Origin of the sequence: Lelliottia sp. SL45, assembly GCF_026672535.1 — a bacterium.
In the GTDB taxonomy this organism is placed as follows: Bacteria; Pseudomonadota; Gammaproteobacteria; order Enterobacterales; family Enterobacteriaceae; genus Enterobacter; species Enterobacter nimipressuralis.
This window is the reverse complement of the sequence record NZ_JAPPRH010000003.1, coordinates 3,246,384-3,266,062: the sequence shown is the minus strand read 5'-3', so window position 1 is coordinate 3,266,062 and position 19,679 is coordinate 3,246,384. Positions and strand designations below refer to the sequence as shown.

Here is a 19,679-nt window from a genome sequence, read left to right as displayed (position 1 = left end):
TTGGCTGGGGTTATTTGAGATTGTTATTGTTATGTATAATGAAATAATCAGACATAAATAACTAACGGCATGATTTAAAAGGATAAAAAATTTCACTTAGAATGAATATGCACTCATCTCCGTTAACTATTTTGGTCCAAAGCTAAATTAATAAATAACTATCCAGATTATTTGAAATTAAACAGATTGATAAACTGTGACCCGACAAGGCGTTTTTTACTTAGCACCGCGAAATCAGTGGCTTATAAGAATCTATGCAAAGCCTCTGACCGTGGTTATGCATAATCGGTGCATAGTTGCCTGGCAGGGTTTAACAGGTGGATAACACATTTCCCGATAAACATGCGCTGGCGCAAAGAGGGCATAAAAAGGGGTGGTATGGCAGAGAGAATTCTCGTATAAAAGTTGAAAATGAAACATTGTTTTATATTGAGGGTTTACTCATGATCGTTGGCAACATTCATCATCTCCAGTCCTGGCTGCCGGAAGAGCTGCGCCAGGCTATCGAACACGTCAAAGCGCACGTCACCGACACCACCTCGCTCGGCAAGCACGATATCGACGGTAACAACCTGTTTTATCTGGTCTCAGAAGACATGACGCAGCCGTTCGCCGAGCGCCGCGCGGAGTACCATGCCCGCTATCTGGACATTCAAATCATCATGAAAGGCCAGGAAGGGATGACGTTCAGCACGCTGCCCCACGGCACGCCGGACACCGACTGGCTGGCGGATAAAGACATCGCGTTCCTGCCGGAAGGCGATCAGGAAAAAACCGTGGTGTTAAGCGAAGGGGATTTTGTGGTGTTTTACCCGGGCGAAGTGCATAAACCGCTGTGTGCGGTGGGCAGCCCGGCGCAGGTGCGTAAAGTCGTCGTGAAGATGCTGGTGGCTTAATTTCCCTCGCCCGGTGGCGCCTCGCTCACCGGGCTACAACTTTTATCCCTCGTTTCATCATTTCGTGATCCAGTCTAAAAAATCGCCCCTTACTGATTTTTCCCGGTTTACCTCTTTGCGCGTCGCGGCTTAGTATGAGAGTTAAATAAATGAACGCTGTTCTATAATGTAGAACAAATTGTTTCAACAGGGAGATCACATGCAGCAGACCGTGCAGTTCTCGGGGATTATTCCTCCTGTCTCCACCCTTTTCACCGCCGAAGGCCAGCTCGATAAATCCGGCACCGCCGCGCTCATCGACGACATGATTCATGCGGGCGTCGACGGACTGTTCTTTTTAGGCAGCGGGGGCGAGTTTTCTCAGCTCAACGCCGACGAGCGTAAAGCGATTGCCGAATTTGCGATTGAGCATGTTAATCGCCGGGTGCCGGTGCTGATTGGCACCGGTGGAACGAATGCCCGGGAAACCATTGAACTCAGCCAGCATGCCCAGCGTGTGGGTGCCGATGGCATTGTGGTGATTAACCCTTATTACTGGAAAGTGTCCGAGCAGAATCTGATCCGCTATTACCAGCAGGTGGCGGAAAGCGTGACGCTCCCGGTGATCCTCTATAACTTCCCGGCGCTGACCGGCCAGGACTTAACGCCCGCGCTGGTGAAAACGCTGGCCGATACGTGTGCCAATATTGTCGGTATCAAAGACACCATCGACTCTGTGGCCCATTTGCGCAGCATGATCCAGACCGTGAAAGGGGCGCATCCGCACTTCACTGTGCTCTGCGGGTATGACGATCACCTGTTCAATACGCTGCTGCTGGGCGGCGACGGGGCCATCTCGGCCAGCGGCAACTTTGCGCCGCAGGTCTCAGTCAAACTGCTGCAGGCGTTCCGCGACGGCGATCTGGCCCAGGCCGCGCAGTATCACCAGACGATGCTGCAAATCCCGCAGATGTATCAGCTCGATACGCCGTTTGTGAATGTGATCAAAGAGGCGATTTCTCTGTGCGGGCGGCCGGTTTCGACCTATGTGCTGCCGCCAGCCAGCCCGCTGGATGAGTCACGCAAGGCGCAGCTGAAATCGCTGTTGCAACAGCTGAAACTCTGCTGAACCGGAAGGATAAGATGGCGATAGAGACGATATTTACCCCGCAGGATGATGCATTTTATTCCGTTATCACCCATGCGGCCGGGCCGCAGGGCGCGCTGCCGCTGACGCCGCAAATGCTGATGGAGTCGCCGAGTGGCAACCTGTTTGGTATGACGCAGAACGCGGGCATGGGCTGGGACGCCAATAAACTCACGGGTAAAGAGGTGCTGATTATTGGCACTCAGGGCGGGATTCGCGCAGGAGATGGCCGCCCGGTGGCGCTTGGGTATCACACCGGCCACTGGGAAATCGGCCTGCAAATGCAGGCGGCGGCAAAAGAGATCACTCGCAACGGGGGAATTCCGTTTGCGGCCTTTGTCAGCGATCCCTGCGACGGGCGCTCGCAAGGGACGCACGGGATGTTTGATTCTCTGCCGTACCGCAATGACGCCGCCATCGTTTTCCGTCGTCTTATTCGTTCGCTTCCCACGCGCAGGGCGGTGATTGGCGTCGCCACCTGTGACAAAGGCCTGCCCGCGACCATGATTGCACTCGCCTCCATGCACCATCTGCCGACCATTCTGGTGCCGGGTGGCGCGACGTTGCCGCCAACGTTCGGCGAAGATGCCGGAAAGGTGCAGACCATCGGCGCGCGCTACGCTAACCATGAACTCTCATTACAGGAAGCCGCTGAACTGGGCTGCCGCGCCTGTGCTTCACCGGGCGGTGGCTGCCAGTTTTTAGGCACCGCCGGAACATCACAGGTAGTGGCCGAAGCGCTCGGGCTGGCGCTACCACACTCAGCGCTGGCTCCATCCGGGCAGGATGTGTGGCTGGAAATTTCGCGACAGTCGGCCCGCGCTGTGGCGCAGCTCGACGATCGCGGGATCACCACGCGCGATATCCTGACGGACAAAGCCATTGAAAACGCGATGGTGATCCACGCCGCGTTTGGGGGATCGACCAATCTGCTGCTGCATATTCCTGCGATCGCCCATGCGGCGGGTTGCACGATCCCGGATGTTGACCACTGGACGCGCATCAACCGCAGCGTGCCGCGCCTGGTGAGCGTGCTGCCGAACGGGCCGGATTATCACCCGACCGTGCGCGCGTTCCTCGCGGGCGGCGTGCCGGAAGTGATGCTCCATCTGCGCGATCTTGGCCTGCTGCATCTGGATGCCATGACGGTGACGGGCCAGACGGTCGGGGAAAACCTTGACTGGTGGCAAGCCTCCGCGCGTCGCGAACGTTTCCGTCAGTGTTTGCGCGAGCAGGACGGTGTTGATCCTGATGATGTGATTCTGCCGCCGGAACGGGCCAAAGCCCGTGGGCTGACCTCTACCGTGGCGTTCCCGGTGGGGAATATCGCGCCGGAAGGATCGGTGATAAAAGCCACGGCGATCGATCCGTCGGTGGTGGGTGAGGACGGTGTGTATCGTCATACTGGCCGGGCGCGGGTATTTGTCTCCGAAGCGAGGGCAATCAAAGCCATCAAAAGCGGGGAGATCGTGCGCGGCGATATCATGGTTGTTATCGGCGGAGGCCCGTCCGGTACCGGAATGGAAGAGACTTACCAGCTGACCTCGGCGCTAAAACACGTCTCCTGGGGCAAGACCGTATCCCTGATCACCGACGCCCGTTTCTCCGGCGTATCGACCGGCGCCTGTTTTGGCCACGTGGCCCCCGAAGCGCTGGCCGGTGGGCCGATTGGCAAGCTGCGCGATAACGACATCATCGAGATCGAGGTGGACAGGCTTTCGTTAACTGGTCGGGTGAATTTCATCGGCACGGCGCAGTATCCGCTCACGCCGGAAGAGGGCGCTGCGGAGCTGGCGCGTCGGGCGCCGCACCCGGAGTTACATTCCCACGATTTCTTGCCGGACGATACGCGGCTCTGGGCGGCGTTGCAGTCGGTGAGCGGCGGAACCTGGAAAGGCTGTATTTATGATACCGATAAAATTATCGAGGTGATTAACGCCGGTAAAAAAGCGCTCGGAATATAAAGCGTAAAATAAATTTAACTGCCTGTGATGATTATTTGCGGGCGGTTTTATTACGCCTGTAATATAGTAGTGCTTAATAAATGAATGTTTTCATAACGTATTAAAAATAAAAGCTAAAACTATTTTTTAATTTGTGGTTATATAACGACGATTATCACAAAAGCAAAATATCATAATTCATAAATAAGATATGACCATTGCTGGTTAATCGATCATTTACTTACACTCAATTAACACGAAATAGTCCGATCAGCACACGACAAAAGGGTGTATTCCTGACGATGCACCAGGTATTGCTTTTGCCTGGAACAGGTCCCTGACGTTTGCACTTTTTCACTTTCTGCGTTGGGGGTAATAATGCAATTAACCATGAAAGATAAAATTGGCTACGGGCTGGGTGATACCGCCTGTGGTTTTGTCTGGCAGGCCACCATGTTTTTGCTGGCCTATTTTTATACGGATGTGTTTGGTTTATCGGCGGGCATTATGGGGACGCTGTTTTTAGTGTCGCGCATACTCGACGCCGTCACCGATCCGCTGATGGGGCTGCTGGTGGATCGCACCCGCACGCGCCACGGCCAGTTCCGCCCGTTCCTGCTCTGGGGCGCGATCCCGTTTGGCGTCGTCTGCATGCTGACCTTCTACACACCGGACTTTTCCGCCAACGGTAAAATCATCTACGCCTGCGTGACCTACATTCTGCTGACGCTGGTCTACACCTTCGTGAACGTCCCTTATTGCGCCATGCCCGGGGTGATTACCGCCGATCCGAAAGAGCGTCATGCGCTCCAGTCGTGGCGTTTTTTCCTCGCCGCCGCGGGATCGCTGGCGATCAGTGGGATTGCGCTGCCGCTGGTGGGGATCATCGGTAAAGGCAACGAACAGTTGGGCTACTTTGGCGCGATGTGCGTGCTCGGCCTGAGCGGTGTGGTGCTGCTTTACGTATGCTTCTTCACCACCAAAGAGCGTTATACCTTTGAGGTGCAGCCGGGTTCGTCGGTATCAAAAGATTTGAAGCTGCTGTGGGGCAACAGCCAGTGGCGGATTATGTGCGCGTTCAAAATGATGGCGACCTGCTCGAACGTGGTGCGCGGTGGGGCCACGCTCTATTTCGTAAAATACGTGATGGATCATCCGGAGATGGCCACGCAGTTCTTACTCTACGGCAGCATCGCCACCATGTTTGGCTCGCTCTGTTCATCCCGGCTGTTAGGCCGCTTCGACCGCGTGAAATCGTTCAAGTGGATTATCGTGGCGTACTCCCTGATCAGCCTGCTGATTTTCATCACGCCGGTGGCGTATATCGGCCTGATTTTCGCCCTCAATATCCTGTTCCTGTTTGTCTTTAACACCACCACGCCGCTGCAATGGCTGATGGCCTCCGACGTTGTCGATTATGAAGAGAGTCGCAGCGGCCGCCGTCTGGACGGGCTGGTGTTTTCTACCTATCTGTTCAGCCTGAAAATCGGCCTGGCGATTGGCGGCGCGGTGGTCGGCTGGATCCTCGCCTATGTCAATTACTCCGCCAGCAGCAGCGTGCAGCCCATCGAAGTGCTGACCACCATCAAAATCCTGTTCTGCGTGGTTCCGGTGGTGCTCTACGTCGGCATGTTCATCATGCTCTCGCTCTACAAACTCAGCGATGACCGCGTCGAGGCCATCAGCCAGCAACTGCTTAAACACCGTGCGGCGCAGGGCGAGGATCTTCCCGCTGCGGCGACGGCGGCATCCCATTAAGAAGGAGACGCTATGTACACTATCACTAACCCGATTCTGAGCGGATTCAACCCGGACCCGTCCCTGTGCCGGCAGGGTGAGGATTATTACATTGCCACCTCGACCTTTGAGTGGTTCCCCGGCGTGCGGATTTATCACTCACGCGATTTGAAAAACTGGTCGCTGGTGAGCACGCCGCTGGATCGTGTGTCGATGTTGGATATGAAAGGCAATCCTGATTCTGGCGGCATCTGGGCGCCGTGTCTGAGCTACGCCGATGGGCAGTTCTGGCTGCTGTACACGGACGTGAAAATCGTCGATTCCCCGTGGAAAAATGGCAAAAATTTCCTCGTCACCGCGCCGTCCATCGAAGGGCCGTGGAGCGAGCCGATTCCGATGGGCAACGGTGGCTTTGATCCGTCGCTGTTCCACGATAACGATGGCCGCAAATATTACATTTACCGACCCTGGGGGCCTCGCCACCACAGCAATCCGCATAACACCATCGTGATGCAGGAGTATTTCCCCCAGACGCAGCGGCTTTCACCGGAGCGCAAAACGCTGTTTACCGGCACGCCGTTGTGCTACACGGAAGGGGCGCATCTCTATCGCAAGGAGGGCTGGTACTATCTGATGGTCGCGGAGGGGGGCACCAGCTACGAACATGCCGTGGTCGTGCTGCGATCCAAAAACATCGATGGCCCTTACGAGCTGCACCCCGAAGTGACGATGATGACCAGCTGGCATCTGCCGGAAAATCCGCTGCAAAAGAGCGGGCACGGATCGCTGCTGGAGACGCACACCGGCGAGTGGTATATGGCGTATCTGACCAGCCGACCGCAGCGTTTGCCGGGCGTGCCGCTGCTGGCCTCTGGCGGACGCGGGTACTGTTCGTTAGGACGTGAAACCGGGATCGCACGCATCACCTGGCGTGACGGCTGGCCTTATGTCGAGGGCGGGAAACACGCGCAGGTCCACGTACCGGGGCCGCAGATGGCGGAGAGTCAAAGCGTGTCGACGGCGAACTGGCGCGATGATTTTGATACATCAACGCTTAACCCGGAACTGCAAACCCTGCGCATTCCGTTCGACGATTCTCTCGGATCGCTGACGGCACGTCGGGGATTCCTGCGGCTGTATGGCAACGACTCCCTCAACTCGACCTTTACCCAGTCCACCGTGGCGCGGCGCTGGCAGCATTTCGCGTTTCGCGCCGAGACGCGCATGGAGTTTGCCCCGCGCCATTTCCAGCAAAGTGCCGGGTTAACCTGCTACTACAACAGCAAAAACTGGAGCTACTGCTTTGTCGACTACGAGGAAGGGAAGGGCAGGACGCTCAAGGTGATTCAGCTCGATCAGAACGTGCCGTCGTGGCCGCTGCACGAGCAGCCGATCCCCGTACCGGACGACGCGCAGGGCGTGTGGCTGCGCGTTGACGTCGAGCATTTAGTTTATCGCTACAGCTATTCGTTTGACGGCGAGCAGTGGCAGACCGTGCCCGTCACCTATGACGCGTGGAAACTGTCGGATGATTACATCGGCGGCCGTGGGTTCTTTACGGGGGCGTTTGTCGGACTGCACTGTGAAGACATCAGCGGCGATGGCTGTTATGCCGATTTTGATTACTTCAGCTATACGCCTGCCACCGCGTGACGCTTCAGGCCGGGTAGCCCAGCGCTTTTGAGAGCTGCAGCCCGGCCTCTTCCAGCATTCCCCGGAAGCGGGCGAACGCGTCATCATCGACCCGCGAGGTTAAGGTCGAAAGACTCAGTGCCGCAATCACGCGGGATTCATGATTCCACACCGGCACCGAAACGCAGCGCACACCCTGTTCGTTCTCTTCGCTATCAAGGGCGTAACCCTGGGCGCGGGTTTGCGCCAGCGCTGCCAGCAACGCCTCGCGCGAGGTTATCGTCGCCGGGGTGAAAGAGGTGTACTGATAGCCGTCGAGCAGGGCGTTGAGGTCGGTATCGTTGAGCCAGGCGATCAACACTTTCCCGATAGCAGTCGCATGGACAGGAAGACGACGGCCAATGCGTGAATAGGCAATGGCTGCCAGCTTGCCTTCGATCTTCTCAATATAGACGCCTTCGCGCCCGTCGAGAATGCCCAGATGGGTGGTCTGCCCGGTGCGCTGCGACAGATCCGTCAGCCAGCCTTTCGCCTTCTGGCGAATATCCATCGAGCTCACCACAAAATGGCCGCGCTCCACCAGTTTCATGCCGAGGCGATATTTGCCATTTTCCGGATTCTGATCGATATAGCCATGCAGCTGGAGCGTTTTGAGCAGCGAGTGAAGCGTGCTTTTGCTCAAACCCATCTGTTTACTGATGTCAGTGATCTTCAGCTCCGTCGCCTGTTCATTAAACAGGTCGAGGATCTGCAAGGCACGTTCAACAGACTGAATAATAGGCATAATTAAGGACCGTCCACGCTGGAGTTCAGGTGAAAAAGTACCTTTTTTTCGCTGAAAAATCAATCGAATGGCGGTAAAAGCAAAACGGCAACCCCAGGTCGCCGTTTTTGCTGTTGATTCTTTCTGCCGTGTGGAGAAAGCGAGAGTGAAGGCTTACTCCGCAAGTGTCGCTACCATGACGGCTTTAATGGTATGCATCCGGTTTTCCGCCTGGTCAAAGACGATGCTCGCCGCCGACTCAAACACTTTATCGGTCACTTCCATTCCGCCGTGCAGATCGAACTCTTTCGCCATCTGCTTGCCGAGGGTCGTTTGATCGTCATGGAACGCCGGCAGACAGTGCAGGAACTTGACGTTCGGATTGCCCGTCAGGGCCATCATTTCGCAATTCACCTGATAGTTACGCAGCAGCGCGATACGCTCCGCCCACTTCTCTTTTGGCTCGCCCATCGACACCCAGACGTCGGTATAGATGAAGTCTGCACCTTTCACTCCGGCGATCACATCTTCCGTCAGGGTGATTTTTCCGCCATTCTGCACCGCCAGCGCGCTGCACTCCGCCACCAGGCTCTCCTCCGGCCAGCAGGCTTTAGGCGCGACCAGACGCAGATCCAGCCCGACCAGCGCCGCCGCTTCCAGCATTGAGTTGCCCATGTTATTGCGCGCATCGCCCGCATACACCAGCGTCATCTGGTTAAACGCTTTGCCCGGCAGGTGCTCCTGCATGGTAAGCAAATCCGCCAGCAGTTGGGTAGGATGGAACTCGTTGGTCAGTCCGTTCCATACCGGCACACCAGCATATTCCGCCAGGGTTTCGACCACCTCCTGGCCGTGGCCGCGATACTGAATTCCGTCGTACATCCGCCCGAGTACGCGGGCCGTATCCTTAATTGACTCTTTATGCCCAATCTGGCTGCCGCTCGGGCCGAGATAAGTGACGCGCGCGCCCTGGTCAAATGCGGCAACTTCGAAAGAGCATCGTGTACGGGTTGAGTCTTTTTCGAAGATGAGCGCGATGTTTTTGCCAGTAAGCGACTGAACTTCAGTGTTATTTTTTTTATCCGCTTTAAGCTTTGCCGCGAGCGTCAGCAAAGAGTTGAGCTGTGCAGGCGTAAAATCGAGCAATTTCAGGAAGTGCTTTTTATACAGTTCAGACATGTTATCCTCACATGGCAAAGGCCACTTATTGAATTAAAATTCACTTTATATGTATGAATATTCATTTGCAACCCTGTTTAACAATTCTTTCTTACATTAGGTGGAGGCAAACACGTCCGTGTGTGAAAATAGAAGTATCTGCCGAACTTAAAGAGGAACGAGCCATGGCAAACCCAGAACTGCTGGAAGAGCAACGCGAAGAGACGCGCCTGATCATTGAAGAGCTGCTGGAAGACGGCAGCGATCCGGACGCGCTGTACACCATCGAGCACCATTTCTCTGCAGATGACTTTGAATCGCTGGAGAAACTGGCGGTAGAAGCGTTCAAAATGGGTTACGAAGTGACCGAGCCGGAAGAGCTGGAAGTGGAAGAGGGCGAAACCGTCATCTGCTGCGACATCCTGAGCGAAGGGGCGCTGAAAGCAGAGCTGATCGATGCGCAGGTTGAGCAGTTGATGGATCTGGCCGAGAAGTTTGAAGTGGAATACGACGGCTGGGGAACCTACTACGAAGATCCAAACGGCGAAGACGGCGATGACGAAGACGATGAAGATTTCGTCGACGAAGATGACGACGGCGTGCGCCACTAATTAATAAAATACACAACATCATTCACGCTGCGTCGAGGCGGTAACCGAGTGAGTCCCAGCGAGCTTACACAGGTAAGTGACCTGGGGGAACGAGGGCAGCCAACGAAGAGGCAGCGTGAATGGTAAAGTGTATTGCGGCAGCTTCGGCTGCCGCAGCTGTTGCCGCTTTGTAAGGTTTCATCATGGACTACCCGCAGATACTCACCCCCGTTCTTAATTTCCTCCACTGCCCGACCCCGCAAGCATGGATTGATAAAGCCCGCGATCCGGCAAATCTGCCGCTCCTGCTCACCGATCACATGGTGTGCGAACTCAAAGCCGCACAGACGGCGCTCCTGCTGGTGCGTAAATATGTCGCCGACAAAAGTGGGGCCGACGCGCTGCTCGACTGGCTCAAACCCTACGAAGCCTTCACCTTCCGCGAAGGGCCGGAACCGGATTTTATCGCCCTGCATAAGCAGATTGGTAAAAGCGTGATGCCCAAAACTGACGACCCGTGGGGTCAGGCGCTGATCGACAGTATGGTGCTGCTGATAAAAGAAGAGCTGCACCACTTCTGGCAGGTGCGCGAGGCGATGCTGGCGCGCAATATTCCGTACGTCAAAATCACCGCCAGCCGCTACGCCAAAGGGATGCTGAAGGAAGTGCGCACTCACGAACCGCTGACGCTGATCGACAAGCTGATTTGCGGTGCGTACATCGAAGCGCGCTCCTGCGAGCGTTTCGCCGCGCTGGCGCCATTCCTCGACGACGACCTGCAGAAGTTCTATCTGTCGCTGCTGCGCTCGGAAGCACGCCATTACCAGGACTATCTGACACTTGCTCAACAGGTAAGCGACAACGATATCTCTTCCCGCGTACAGCTTTTTGGTGAAATTGAAGCCACACTTATCTCGACACCGGACAGTGAGTTTCGTTTTCATAGCGGCGTGCCGGTGTAATCCGACAGATCAAAAGGATGCGAGACGATGAAGAGAGCCTGGAAACCGATTGTGATTGTTGCCGTACTGGCCGCTGCCGTGGCGTGCTGGGTCTATTACGATAAACAACGCCTGCAACAAAACCCCGAACAGCAACTCGACACCACGCTCAACAGTATGCCTGCCTGGCAGGTGCTGAAGGAGCAAGAACCCGCATTCCAGCAGCGCATCCGTGAACAGATCCTCGCGATGCAAAAAGAGGGTGATTCCGAGCAACAGATCATCGACGTGATTCAGCCGCAGATCCTGCACCTGCAGATGTCGCGCCTGCAGACCGCGCCGGACGCGAACGTGGTGGATTACATGAAGGCGAATATGGAACAGACCGCCGCCATTCAGAAGGTGAGCGACGACGCCTGTTTCCGTTTTCTCTACCCGGACGTAAAGGGCGGCATCAACCCGATGCGGGTGCTGGATAAGCCGATGATGCAGCGCCGCATGCAGGCCGACGCCGACATGATGCGCGCCGCCTACGGCAAAAACCGCCACACCGTGACGGCGCAGGAGCGCGACACCGCCGTCGCCGACGTGCGCCCGATCATGAAAGAGCTGGCCGCGAAGTACGGCGAGGATATTCAGCTACTGCAGATGCCGGACAAGGCGACGGGCAAAGAGAAGTTGTCGTGCGATATGGTGCAGGAGATGTGGGCCAAAGTGCTGCAACTGCCTGAAAGCCATGCCGCCGGCGTGATTCGGCTGGCGGTTTCGGAGCTAGAGTGACGATGGGCGCTGTTTTTTTGGGCACTTAGCGCGGGTTTAGCGCGTCGTCGCTTGCATGGCGGCGCGCGACAGGTATAATCCACAACGTTTCCGCATACCCCTTCAGTGCCGAAGTGGCGAAATCGGTAGACGCAGTTGATTCAAAATCAACCGTAGAAATACGTGCCGGTTCGAGTCCGGCCTTCGGCACCATCGGAACATCAATAGACGTCAACGGACGTCTTTTTTTGTGCCTGAAATCCAGTATTTACACATCATTCCCGCTATATTAACTCTCTCAAGGTCAACCGACTTCAACGTACATCTACCAACAGATGTTGGTACAGATGATGGTATTTCCGGTTCGATAATGCTTGTACCAACAGGGAGGGGATAAGCATGGCTCTAACAGATATCAAAGTCAGAACAGCCAAGCCAATGGATAAGCAATACAAGCTGACCGATGGCAACGGTATGCATCTTCTCGTCCACCCAAATGGTTCAAGATACTGGCGTCTGCAGTACCGTTATGACGGCAAGCAAAAGATGCTGGCTTTAGGTGTATATCCTGAAGTTTCTCTTGCAGATGCTAGAGCCCGCCGTGATGAAGCTCGTAAGCTTTTGGCAAACAGCATCGATCCGGGAGATAAAAAGAAAAATGATAAGGTTGAGCAGGAAGAAGCACGTACTTTCGAACAACTTGCTATTGAGTGGCACGCCACGAATAAAAAGTGGACGGAAGAACATAGCCGACGAGTGCTGAAAAGCCTGGAGGACAATCTCTTTCCAGCCATTGGCAAACGTAATATAGCCGAGCTTAAAACACGGGATTTGTTAGCCCCGATAAAAGCCGTAGAGATGTCTGGACGTCTTGAGGTTGCGTCACGGCTGCAACAGCGAACTACGGCAATTATGCGTTATGCCGTACAGAGTGGTTTGCTTGATTATAATCCGGCACAGGAGATGGCCGGTGCTGTTGCTTCAAGTAACCGGCAGCATAGGCCTGCGTTAGAGTTGAGACGTACTCCTGAACTCCTTCAGCGCATTGACAGTTATACCGGTAGGCCTTTGACTCGTCTTGCTGTTGAGCTAACGCTCTTGGTATTCATTCGTTCAAGTGAACTGCGCTTTGCTCGTTGGTCTGAGATCGATTTTGAAACATCAATGTGGACAATACCTGCAGAGCGCGAAGCTATTGAAGGAGTAAAGCATTCCCAGCGCGGTTCAAAAATGCGTACGCCTCATCTGGTACCGCTTTCTCATCAAGCGTTAGCAATCCTTAAACAGGTACACAAACTTAGTGGCGATCGCGATTTTGTTTTCATTGGCGATCACGACCATCGCAAACCGATGAGTGAAAATACGGTAAACAAGGCGCTGCGCGTTATGGGTTATGACACGAAGGTAGAGGTTTGTGGACATGGTGTCAGAACAATGGCCTGTAGTTCATTGATTGAGTCTGGATTGTGGTCGAGGGATGCCGTGGAACGGCAAATGAGCCATATGGAACGTAACTCAGTACGTGCTGCTTACATTCATAAAGCTGAGCATCTGGATGAGCGCAGACTGATGCTGCAGTGGTGGGCTGATTTTCTGGATGTGAATAGGGAGAAGGCGGTGAGTCCGTTTGATTTTGCCAAATTAAGCATGGAATGATTAGATATATTTAAGGTATGTGTCTGACATACCTTTTTTTTTCTTTAACATGGCTTCTGATGCGGTGTTCGTTTTTGTAATGAAATCTGTTGTTCAATGCCAAAAACTCATATTGTAAGCTTGGTTCAAGTGATAGGTAGTTTTACACTGTTTCACCAGAAAAGCAGCATCTGAGATTTAGCCATTCATTCAGATAGAAGCGTTCTTACTGTTACATTAAAGGCAGGAGCCATGACTAGTCGCCCACAGATGATTATTAATGTTCTTCAGGCTAATCCTGATGAGCAATTTACAGCCCGTCAGCTTGCCCAAAAAATCATTGATCACTATGGCGCAGAGCTTACTGTAAAGCGTCAAAATCCTCGATTCGCCAGTGATGAAGATTTCTTGAGTCAAATAGCTGCTGAAGTCGGTGGGAGCAGAACCGTTCAAGCAAAAGCGATGTGTCCTCAGGTTATGACGCGTGACAAACCTCGGCCCAGACTTTATTACTGGGGTAAGGAAATCGATAATGGCGTGCAACAAGAGTCATCTTTTGATATTGCTCCGACTCCGTCTGCTGAGACGGTAGCTTTTTCTGAGCATGCTCTTTACCCGCTTTTGATTGAGTACCTTGCTGAAGAAGAAGAATTGCTTTGCCGTCGTATCGATGAAAAGCGTTCAAGCAACAACAAAGGTCTTGGGGGCAAACCATTGGCTTTATCCGGATATTGTTGCTTTGCAGCCTCTCGATAAAGGTTGGGATAGCGTTGTGCAAAACTGCGTACGGTATAGCGAAGGGCGTTTAACCCGTCTGTGGTCTTTTGAGGTAAAACGTCAGCTTAACCGTAGCAATGTTCGAGAATGTTTCTTCCAGGCAGTGAGCAATTCAAGCTGGGCCCATTTTGGTTATCTTGTCGCGACCGAAATAAATGAAGATAAGCAGCGTGGTGTAGAAAGAGAGCTGCAGATGTTGTGTGCATTGCATGGTATTGGCGTGATCCTTCTTAATCCGCAAGATCCCGGTAATAGCCAAACGCTGATTCCTGCACGAGAGCGAACAAGTATTGATTGGCAATCCGTAAACCGTCTGGTGGTAGAAAACAAGGATTTTAAAGAGTTTATCGATCTGGTTTCCGATTATCACCAGACAGGAAAAATACACAAAGCGCTCTGGAATAGATAATCTACTCTAATGCTTCTTAATAAAATAGTAGAGTAGATTAAAAATATAGATTAATGAACAGTGAGCTATTTAGAATTAGTGATATTTAAAAACTCTGTCCGCAAATCGATGGAGTAGTGAATATAATAAAAGTATGGAAATTCAGTAAACCACTTCAATGTAGATCTGTAGTGGTCAACAAAAATTGGCCACGGCTTTAGAGTCTTTCCAGAACAATCGTTCTGATTCATTCGGCGTCAAACCACCGTTATATTGATGAGGTCTGAGCTGGCTGTAATATCCCATGATGTAGTTTGTTATTGCTGCGCTGGCTTCGCTAAAATTAGCGTATCCATTATCCGGCACCCATTCCGTTTTCAGGCTTCTGAAGAACCGTTCCATTGGGCTGTTATCCCAGCAATTTCCCCGGCGACTCAGGCTTTGTTTTATCTGATATCTCCACAGTAACTGTCTGAAATCTCTGCTGGTATAGTGGCTACCTTGATCCGAGTGATACAGCAAATTAGCGGGTTTTCCTCGTGCTTCCCAGGCCATGGATAGCGCTTTCGTTGTCAGTGCAGAGTCCGGGGAAAATGACATCGCCCAGCCAACCGGTTTACGGGAAAACAGATCAAGCACAACGGCTAAATAAGCCCAACGTTTACCCGTCCAGATATAAGTCACATCGCCACACCAGACCTGATTAGGCTCTGTTACTGCAAACTGGCGTTCAAGATAATTGGGGATCTCTACGTGCTCTTTAGACGCCTTCTTATATCGATGGCCAGGCTGCTGACAGCTGATGAGATTAAGTTCTTTCATCAGCTTTGTTGCCCGCCAGCGACTCAGTTTTACGCCTTTGGTTGTGACCATCACGGCAATATTACGTGCACCTGCGGAACCATTACTTTCGCGATAGCTTTCACGAACAAGACTGAGTAATGACACGCGCGTGGCATCAGGCTTCTTTGGTCGCCGCCAGTATTTATAGCTACTGCGATGAACCCCAAACACATTGCACACAACGGCAACGGGAAACCGCGCCCTGAGCTTCTCAACTAATGAGAACTGTTCAGGGAGTCTGACATCAAGAGCGCGGTAGCCTTTTTTAATATATCCCTTTCCATTTCAACTCGTTGAAGTCTTTTCTTCAGCTCGCGTATTTCAATCTGCTCAGGCGTCATTGGTGAAGCTGTGGGGGATTTTCCCGCTCGTTCCTCTTTTAACTGTCGGACCCACTTATCCATCGTGGATTTACCGACATTCATTGCCGTAGCAGCGGCTGCAACCGTGTAGTGCTGATCGAGTACAAGCTGAGCAGCTTCGAGGCGAAACTCGGGGCTAAAATTACGTCTGTTACGTCCGGTCATAATGTCACCTGTTTTTGACTATGAGGCGATGATATCACCTCTATTCAGGTGGCCAAATTCAGTGTGCCACTACAGGTCTCGCCCCTGAGGGTACATGGTTAACTTGATAAACCTAGCTTCCTGACATACCTCTGATGTTACCGCCTAACGGCCTTACACGTTGTCTTACCACCAACGGGCTATTGTCTGAAAATCAGAGGTCTCTCGGAAGAAAACCTTCTTACGTCCGATTGCGTAGGATTACGATAAGCCAATAACTCATTATAGATAAAAGGGTTATCTATGGCTCTACATGGAAAGTTCGTAATTAATGATGCGTACTACTCACCGTTATCGTTTCCTGGTATAGGCACGTTTTTAGCTTTCTCTGGTAATGGTGCTTACCGTAATCGTGGGGCATGTGGAATGATCCCCAAAGAGGGGCCAGTACCAGCGGGTAAATACTGGATTGTTGACCGCCCTCAAGGTGGACTCAAGTCACAGCTAAACGCAGGGGGAAGAGACATTTATAATCACTTCGCCAATGGTGCAACATTCAAACATTCTGAATGGTTCGCATTATGGCGTGATGATTGGGAGATCGACGATTACGCATGGATTGAGAACGTTAAGCGTGGCAATTTCCGTTTGCATCCAGGCGTACTCTCAGAAGGTTGTATCACTCTCCCACATGATTCTGATTTTGCCATGTTGCGTAATGCTCTGCTGAGAAGCCAAAGAATAGATGTTCCTTGCATGAGGAAGCTACAGGCATACGGGACGATTGAGGTGATCTCCAATGGCAAAACATGCCCTTAGTTTATTCATCAAGATAGTGCTGTTCGCTGTTGTTATGCTGATCGTCGCTGAAATGGTTCCGTATGATGGATTAGTTAATTCTATTACGGGGCTTTTCGATTTCCAGAGCGCCGACAAGTTTACCCGCTTCATTTTGGGTGAACCTGATTTAGAAGTTTGGGAATCGTTAGACGACTATTTTAGCGTCTTAATCAATATATTAATCAGCGTACCTGTCATGAGCGCTATTACCACGGCGTACAGTGGCGCGACACACAAAGTTAGTCCAGCAGGCATCCCCAGAGAGTGGATCAGTTCCACATTGCGACGGTTAGCTAAAATCTTCGGGTTTACCTTCCTGTTTTGGGCGTTGTTTCGCTTGCTGCCTTATCAGACTTTATTCCCAGATCAAACGTATTCAAATTTCACAATGGCGGCGATTGTGGGCTTTCAGTTGCTCTTAACGATTGTTTGCTACTGGTTCATCACGAAGAAAATCACAACTAAAAGGAGTTTGTAAAATGCCTATTCCGGCTTACATGTGGCTTAAGGACGATGGCGGCGCAGACATTAAAGGAGCTGTAGACGTTCAGGATCGTGAGGGGAGTATAGAGATTGTTGGCTTTAGTCATGGTCTGAACATTCCAGTAGACAGTGCCAACGGGAAGATTACTGGCAAGCGTTCACATTCTCCGATGATGATTGAAAAGGAGTTTGATAGCTCCAGCCCGTATCTATACAAAGCCGTTGCCACCGGTCAAACGTTGAAAAGTGCGGAAATTCGCTGGTATCGCATTAACCATGCAGGACAAGAAGAGTGCTACTTCGTCATGACCATTGAGGGCGTGAAAGTGACGGGCATTAACCCAGGGATGCCAAACGCTAAAATGGCAGGAAACTCGCAGATCAACCACATGGAATCTGTTTCCATGATGTATGACAAAATCACCTGGCGTTATGTTGATGGTAATGTCCAGTATACGGACGATTGGAACGTAAGAGCGTAACAAATAGAAAGGAGGCATTGAGTGCCTCCTCTTTATTAACGCTTATCCTCTCAAAGAAGCCTGTCCGTAATTCTGTGTAACTGCCATCGTATTAAAAGTTATCGCTCAGTCGTTCACCGAACTTGATAATAAAACGACTCATTGCCAGCCCGCAGATCGGCGAATGGTTGCTCTTAGGTCCATGCGGGCGCTCAACTTATATTCTGATAGTCCTCGCTGCGTAATTTCCCTGACCCAACCCTTTTCCTGAATCCCCCTCGCAAATTTCAAATTTACCCCACCTAAAACCGCTGTATTTATATTCAGCCCTGTATAATGGTCACCAGAAATTACGCCGAACGGCAAAGGAATCTCAAAGAATATTTAACGAGGAATTCGCGATATGAAGGTGCTGCAACACCCCCATACCGCTAACCACAACCAACTAATACGGAGTTGAAAATGGCTGCGACGAATTTTAAGCCAGAGTTTACTGTTTGCAAAACAGAATCAGACGCTTTCACCGGCATGATTGAAAACCGCGAGCTGGTACGCAAAAACAGCGCCCGCAGTCTTCACGGCAACCCGCCCAACGCGGCGCCCGTCCATCCCCGCGCGGAAACGCCGCAGGACAGTGCCGCCTGTTGCGAACTTTATGCGCGCATAGACATGAAATATCTTCTGCTGGGCGGCGACTGGTTAACCCGCGCAGGCTTTATCAACGGTATGCCCGTAAAAATCCGCGCCATGAAAGACTGCATCGTGATTACGCCGCAGCATACAAGAGAATTATGGGGATGCCTGGAAGGTATGAGTGTGGTGATTATCAATAAACAGAAAGTCGCGCAGTGGTTGAGGGCATTTCCGGGGGCGTTGAATGATACTGGCGATATACCGGTTGGGAAGCGAGGAGTTGGGCAGGCGATGTTGAAATAATGTCTGACTTTCCACCTCAGGTAATCCTCTAAGCAATAAAACTATACGGGCATGTCATCCCATGTCCGTTTTAAGTAAAAATCAATCGTGCTTTACCTTCTCTTTCACCGCGTTAACCAGCAAGTGGCTTTACGATTAACATCACTTGTGGCGTTCTGTGAGAAATCCTATGCGGGCATGGTGTTTACCTCAGACGAGGCTTGAGGCGCGCACCTTCAGCCTGCCCGCCAGTGTCACATGCGTCGCTACATCTTCCTGATTGCACAAATACTCCACCGCCAGTCGTCCCAGCTCGCTGTACGGCAGTTGAATACTGGTCAGCGGCGGGGTGAGCTGTTCGGAAATTTTCTGATCGTCGTAGCCCGCCAGCAGCATGTCCTGCGGGATCTGTACGTTGTTCACGGCCAGCGCCTGATAGCAGCCGATCGCCAGCCAGTCGCTGGCGCAGAAGATCGCATCCGGGCGGGTAGGGAGTTGCAGCAGGGACTCGGTGGCCGTGTAGGACTCACTGAACTGCCAGTTGGTCGGACGAACCAGGCTCTCGTCGTACGCCAGCCCGGCCTGTTCGAGGGCAGCCTGGTAACCCGCTTGACGCTGGCGGGTGGCTTCCATCCAGCTCTCGCCGGTGATGTGCGCTATGCGTGTTGCCCCCTGGGCAATCAGATGACGCGTCACCTGGAAGGCGTTGGCGTAGTCGTCGGGAATGAACGATGGCAGCAGCGGTGAGCCGGGATCGCGCTGATTCAGCAGCACCAACGGGAGCTGCGTACAGTCCTGGAAATCGGTCATGTCCACCAGCGTGGTGACGGGGGAGGCGAGGATAATCCCCACGCAGTTGCGCTTCTCCAGCTGGCGAATGATGTTCAGGGCCAGCTCCACGTCGTCGCCGTAATCGTACACGGTCAGCAGCGTCTCGTTGCGCCAGGCCGCATCCCGCGCCTGGCTGATGGCGTCGATAAAGGGATCGTAACTTTGCAGGGAGCTGACCAGCAGCGCCACCTCTTCCTGGTTGCGCGGCGTGTGAATGGCGGGCAGGCGATCGTAGCCCAGCTCTGTGGCTACGCCGATCACCCGCTGGCGCGTTTCGTCGCTGAGTTTGATGTTGCGGGACTGGTTAAGCACCAGCGATACCGTCGCCTGCGACACCCCCGCCGCCCGCGCAATATCGTTCATTGTGATTTTGTTTTTCCGCTTCATCCGTCCGCTCCCCCTTCAGAAACAGCATCATACCTCACGGCTTTGTCATCGGTCAGGCGAAAGCGCGG

Annotated in this window: 20 protein-coding genes and 1 tRNA gene; 16 read left to right on the top strand and 5 right to left on the bottom strand. The window is 52.8% G+C overall.

Going from position 1 to position 19,679, the window contains the following annotated elements; translation table 11 throughout:
• Positions 1 to 443: 443 nt before the first annotated feature.
• From OVA10_RS21825 to OVA10_RS21805, 5 genes are all read left to right on the top strand, one after another.
• Positions 444 to 896, top strand: coding sequence for a YhcH/YjgK/YiaL family protein (locus OVA10_RS21825; protein WP_268196794.1), 453 nt, complete (start codon positions 444 to 446; stop codon positions 894 to 896).
• Between the two features lie 199 nt (positions 897 to 1,095).
• Positions 1,096 to 2,004 carry a dihydrodipicolinate synthase family protein gene (locus tag OVA10_RS21820; protein ID WP_268196793.1) on the top strand — a complete coding sequence of 303 codons (909 nt, stop codon included), beginning with the start codon at positions 1,096 to 1,098 and terminating at the stop codon, positions 2,002 to 2,004.
• 14 nt (positions 2,005 to 2,018) lie between these two features.
• Positions 2,019 to 3,986, top strand: coding sequence for a YjhG/YagF family D-xylonate dehydratase (locus tag OVA10_RS21815; RefSeq protein WP_268196792.1), 1,968 nt, complete (start codon positions 2,019 to 2,021; stop codon positions 3,984 to 3,986).
• A 354-nt stretch (positions 3,987 to 4,340) separates the two neighbouring features.
• Positions 4,341 to 5,723: an MFS transporter gene (locus OVA10_RS21810; RefSeq protein ID WP_100780771.1), complete on the top strand. Its 1,383-nt coding sequence runs from the start codon at positions 4,341 to 4,343 to the stop codon at positions 5,721 to 5,723.
• Positions 5,724 to 5,735: 12 nt separating this feature from the next.
• Positions 5,736 to 7,355, top strand: coding sequence for a glycoside hydrolase family 43 protein (locus tag OVA10_RS21805; protein WP_268196791.1), 1,620 nt, complete (start codon positions 5,736 to 5,738; stop codon positions 7,353 to 7,355).
• Between the two features lie 4 nt (positions 7,356 to 7,359).
• Here the strand turns inward: OVA10_RS21805 and OVA10_RS21800 are convergent, their stop codons facing one another.
• From OVA10_RS21800 to argL, 3 genes are all read right to left on the bottom strand, one after another.
• Positions 7,360 to 8,118: an IclR family transcriptional regulator gene (locus tag OVA10_RS21800; RefSeq protein WP_100777807.1), complete on the bottom strand. Its 759-nt coding sequence runs from the start codon at positions 8,116 to 8,118 to the stop codon at positions 7,360 to 7,362.
• 153 nt (positions 8,119 to 8,271) lie between these two features.
• Positions 8,272 to 9,276, bottom strand: a complete 1,005-nt coding sequence (gene argF / locus OVA10_RS21795) for an ornithine carbamoyltransferase (RefSeq protein ID WP_181827253.1) — start codon at positions 9,274 to 9,276, stop codon at positions 8,272 to 8,274.
• The gene (gene argL, locus OVA10_RS26195; protein ID WP_228483316.1) at positions 9,246 to 9,341 is read right to left on the bottom strand and encodes a putative translational regulatory protein ArgL; all 96 of its coding nucleotides are present in this window, start codon (positions 9,339 to 9,341) and stop codon (positions 9,246 to 9,248) included. Before argL ends, argF begins: the two co-directional genes overlap by 31 nt.
• Before the next feature lie 99 nt (positions 9,342 to 9,440).
• Between argL and rraB the strand changes: the two genes are divergently transcribed.
• The 7 genes from rraB (at position 9,441) to OVA10_RS21755 (ending at position 14,366) form a co-directional block, all read left to right on the top strand.
• Positions 9,441 to 9,866, top strand: a complete 426-nt coding sequence (rraB, locus tag OVA10_RS21785) for a ribonuclease E inhibitor RraB (RefSeq protein WP_100777805.1) — start codon at positions 9,441 to 9,443, stop codon at positions 9,864 to 9,866.
• Between the two features lie 182 nt (positions 9,867 to 10,048).
• Entirely contained in the window at positions 10,049 to 10,807 is a 759-nt protein-coding gene (gene miaE / locus OVA10_RS21780; RefSeq protein WP_123429573.1) for a tRNA isopentenyl-2-thiomethyl-A-37 hydroxylase MiaE, read from the top strand.
• A 27-nt stretch (positions 10,808 to 10,834) separates the two neighbouring features.
• Positions 10,835 to 11,566 carry a topoisomerase II gene (locus OVA10_RS21775; RefSeq protein ID WP_100777803.1) on the top strand — a complete coding sequence of 244 codons (732 nt, stop codon included), beginning with the start codon at positions 10,835 to 10,837 and terminating at the stop codon, positions 11,564 to 11,566.
• Positions 11,567 to 11,673: 107 nt separating this feature from the next.
• Positions 11,674 to 11,758: transfer RNA gene (locus OVA10_RS21770), tRNA-Leu, on the top strand.
• A 186-nt stretch (positions 11,759 to 11,944) separates the two neighbouring features.
• Entirely contained in the window at positions 11,945 to 13,201 is a 1,257-nt protein-coding gene (locus OVA10_RS21765) for a tyrosine-type recombinase/integrase (RefSeq protein WP_268196790.1), read from the top strand.
• A 231-nt stretch (positions 13,202 to 13,432) separates the two neighbouring features.
• Positions 13,433 to 13,936: a hypothetical protein gene (locus OVA10_RS21760; RefSeq protein WP_268196789.1), complete on the top strand. Its 504-nt coding sequence runs from the start codon at positions 13,433 to 13,435 to the stop codon at positions 13,934 to 13,936.
• Positions 13,851 to 14,366 (top strand): hypothetical protein, encoded by a 516-nt coding sequence (locus tag OVA10_RS21755; protein WP_268196788.1) that lies wholly within the window; start codon positions 13,851 to 13,853, stop codon positions 14,364 to 14,366. The genes OVA10_RS21760 and OVA10_RS21755 overlap by 86 nt, the downstream gene beginning before the upstream one ends.
• A gap of 174 nt (positions 14,367 to 14,540) precedes the next feature.
• Here the strand turns inward: OVA10_RS21755 and OVA10_RS21750 are convergent.
• A protein-coding gene (locus OVA10_RS21750; protein WP_416079273.1) for an IS3 family transposase occupies positions 14,541 to 15,715 on the bottom strand; the annotation gives its coding sequence in 2 pieces (ribosomal slippage) (positions 14,541 to 15,457 and positions 15,457 to 15,715; 1,176 coding nt in all).
• Positions 15,716 to 15,997: 282 nt separating this feature from the next.
• Here OVA10_RS21750 and OVA10_RS21745 point away from each other — a divergent pair.
• From OVA10_RS21745 to OVA10_RS21730, 4 genes are all read left to right on the top strand, one after another.
• Positions 15,998 to 16,513, top strand: coding sequence for a DUF2778 domain-containing protein (locus tag OVA10_RS21745; protein ID WP_107702342.1), 516 nt, complete (start codon positions 15,998 to 16,000; stop codon positions 16,511 to 16,513).
• Positions 16,494 to 17,012 (top strand): hypothetical protein, encoded by a 519-nt coding sequence (locus tag OVA10_RS21740; protein WP_107702341.1) that lies wholly within the window; start codon positions 16,494 to 16,496, stop codon positions 17,010 to 17,012. The genes OVA10_RS21745 and OVA10_RS21740 overlap by 20 nt, the downstream gene beginning before the upstream one ends.
• A 1-nt stretch (position 17,013) precedes the next feature.
• Positions 17,014 to 17,499, top strand: coding sequence for an Hcp family type VI secretion system effector (locus OVA10_RS21735; protein ID WP_268196786.1), 486 nt, complete (start codon positions 17,014 to 17,016; stop codon positions 17,497 to 17,499).
• A gap of 441 nt (positions 17,500 to 17,940) precedes the next feature.
• Positions 17,941 to 18,414: a SymE family type I addiction module toxin gene (locus OVA10_RS21730; RefSeq protein ID WP_268196785.1), complete on the top strand. Its 474-nt coding sequence runs from the start codon at positions 17,941 to 17,943 to the stop codon at positions 18,412 to 18,414.
• Positions 18,415 to 18,603: 189 nt separating this feature from the next.
• Here the strand turns inward: OVA10_RS21730 and OVA10_RS21725 are convergent, their stop codons facing one another.
• Complete coding sequence (locus OVA10_RS21725) at positions 18,604 to 19,611, bottom strand: LacI family DNA-binding transcriptional regulator (protein ID WP_268196784.1); 1,008 nt, start codon at positions 19,609 to 19,611, stop codon at positions 18,604 to 18,606.
• Between the last annotated feature and the right edge of the window lie 68 nt (positions 19,612 to 19,679).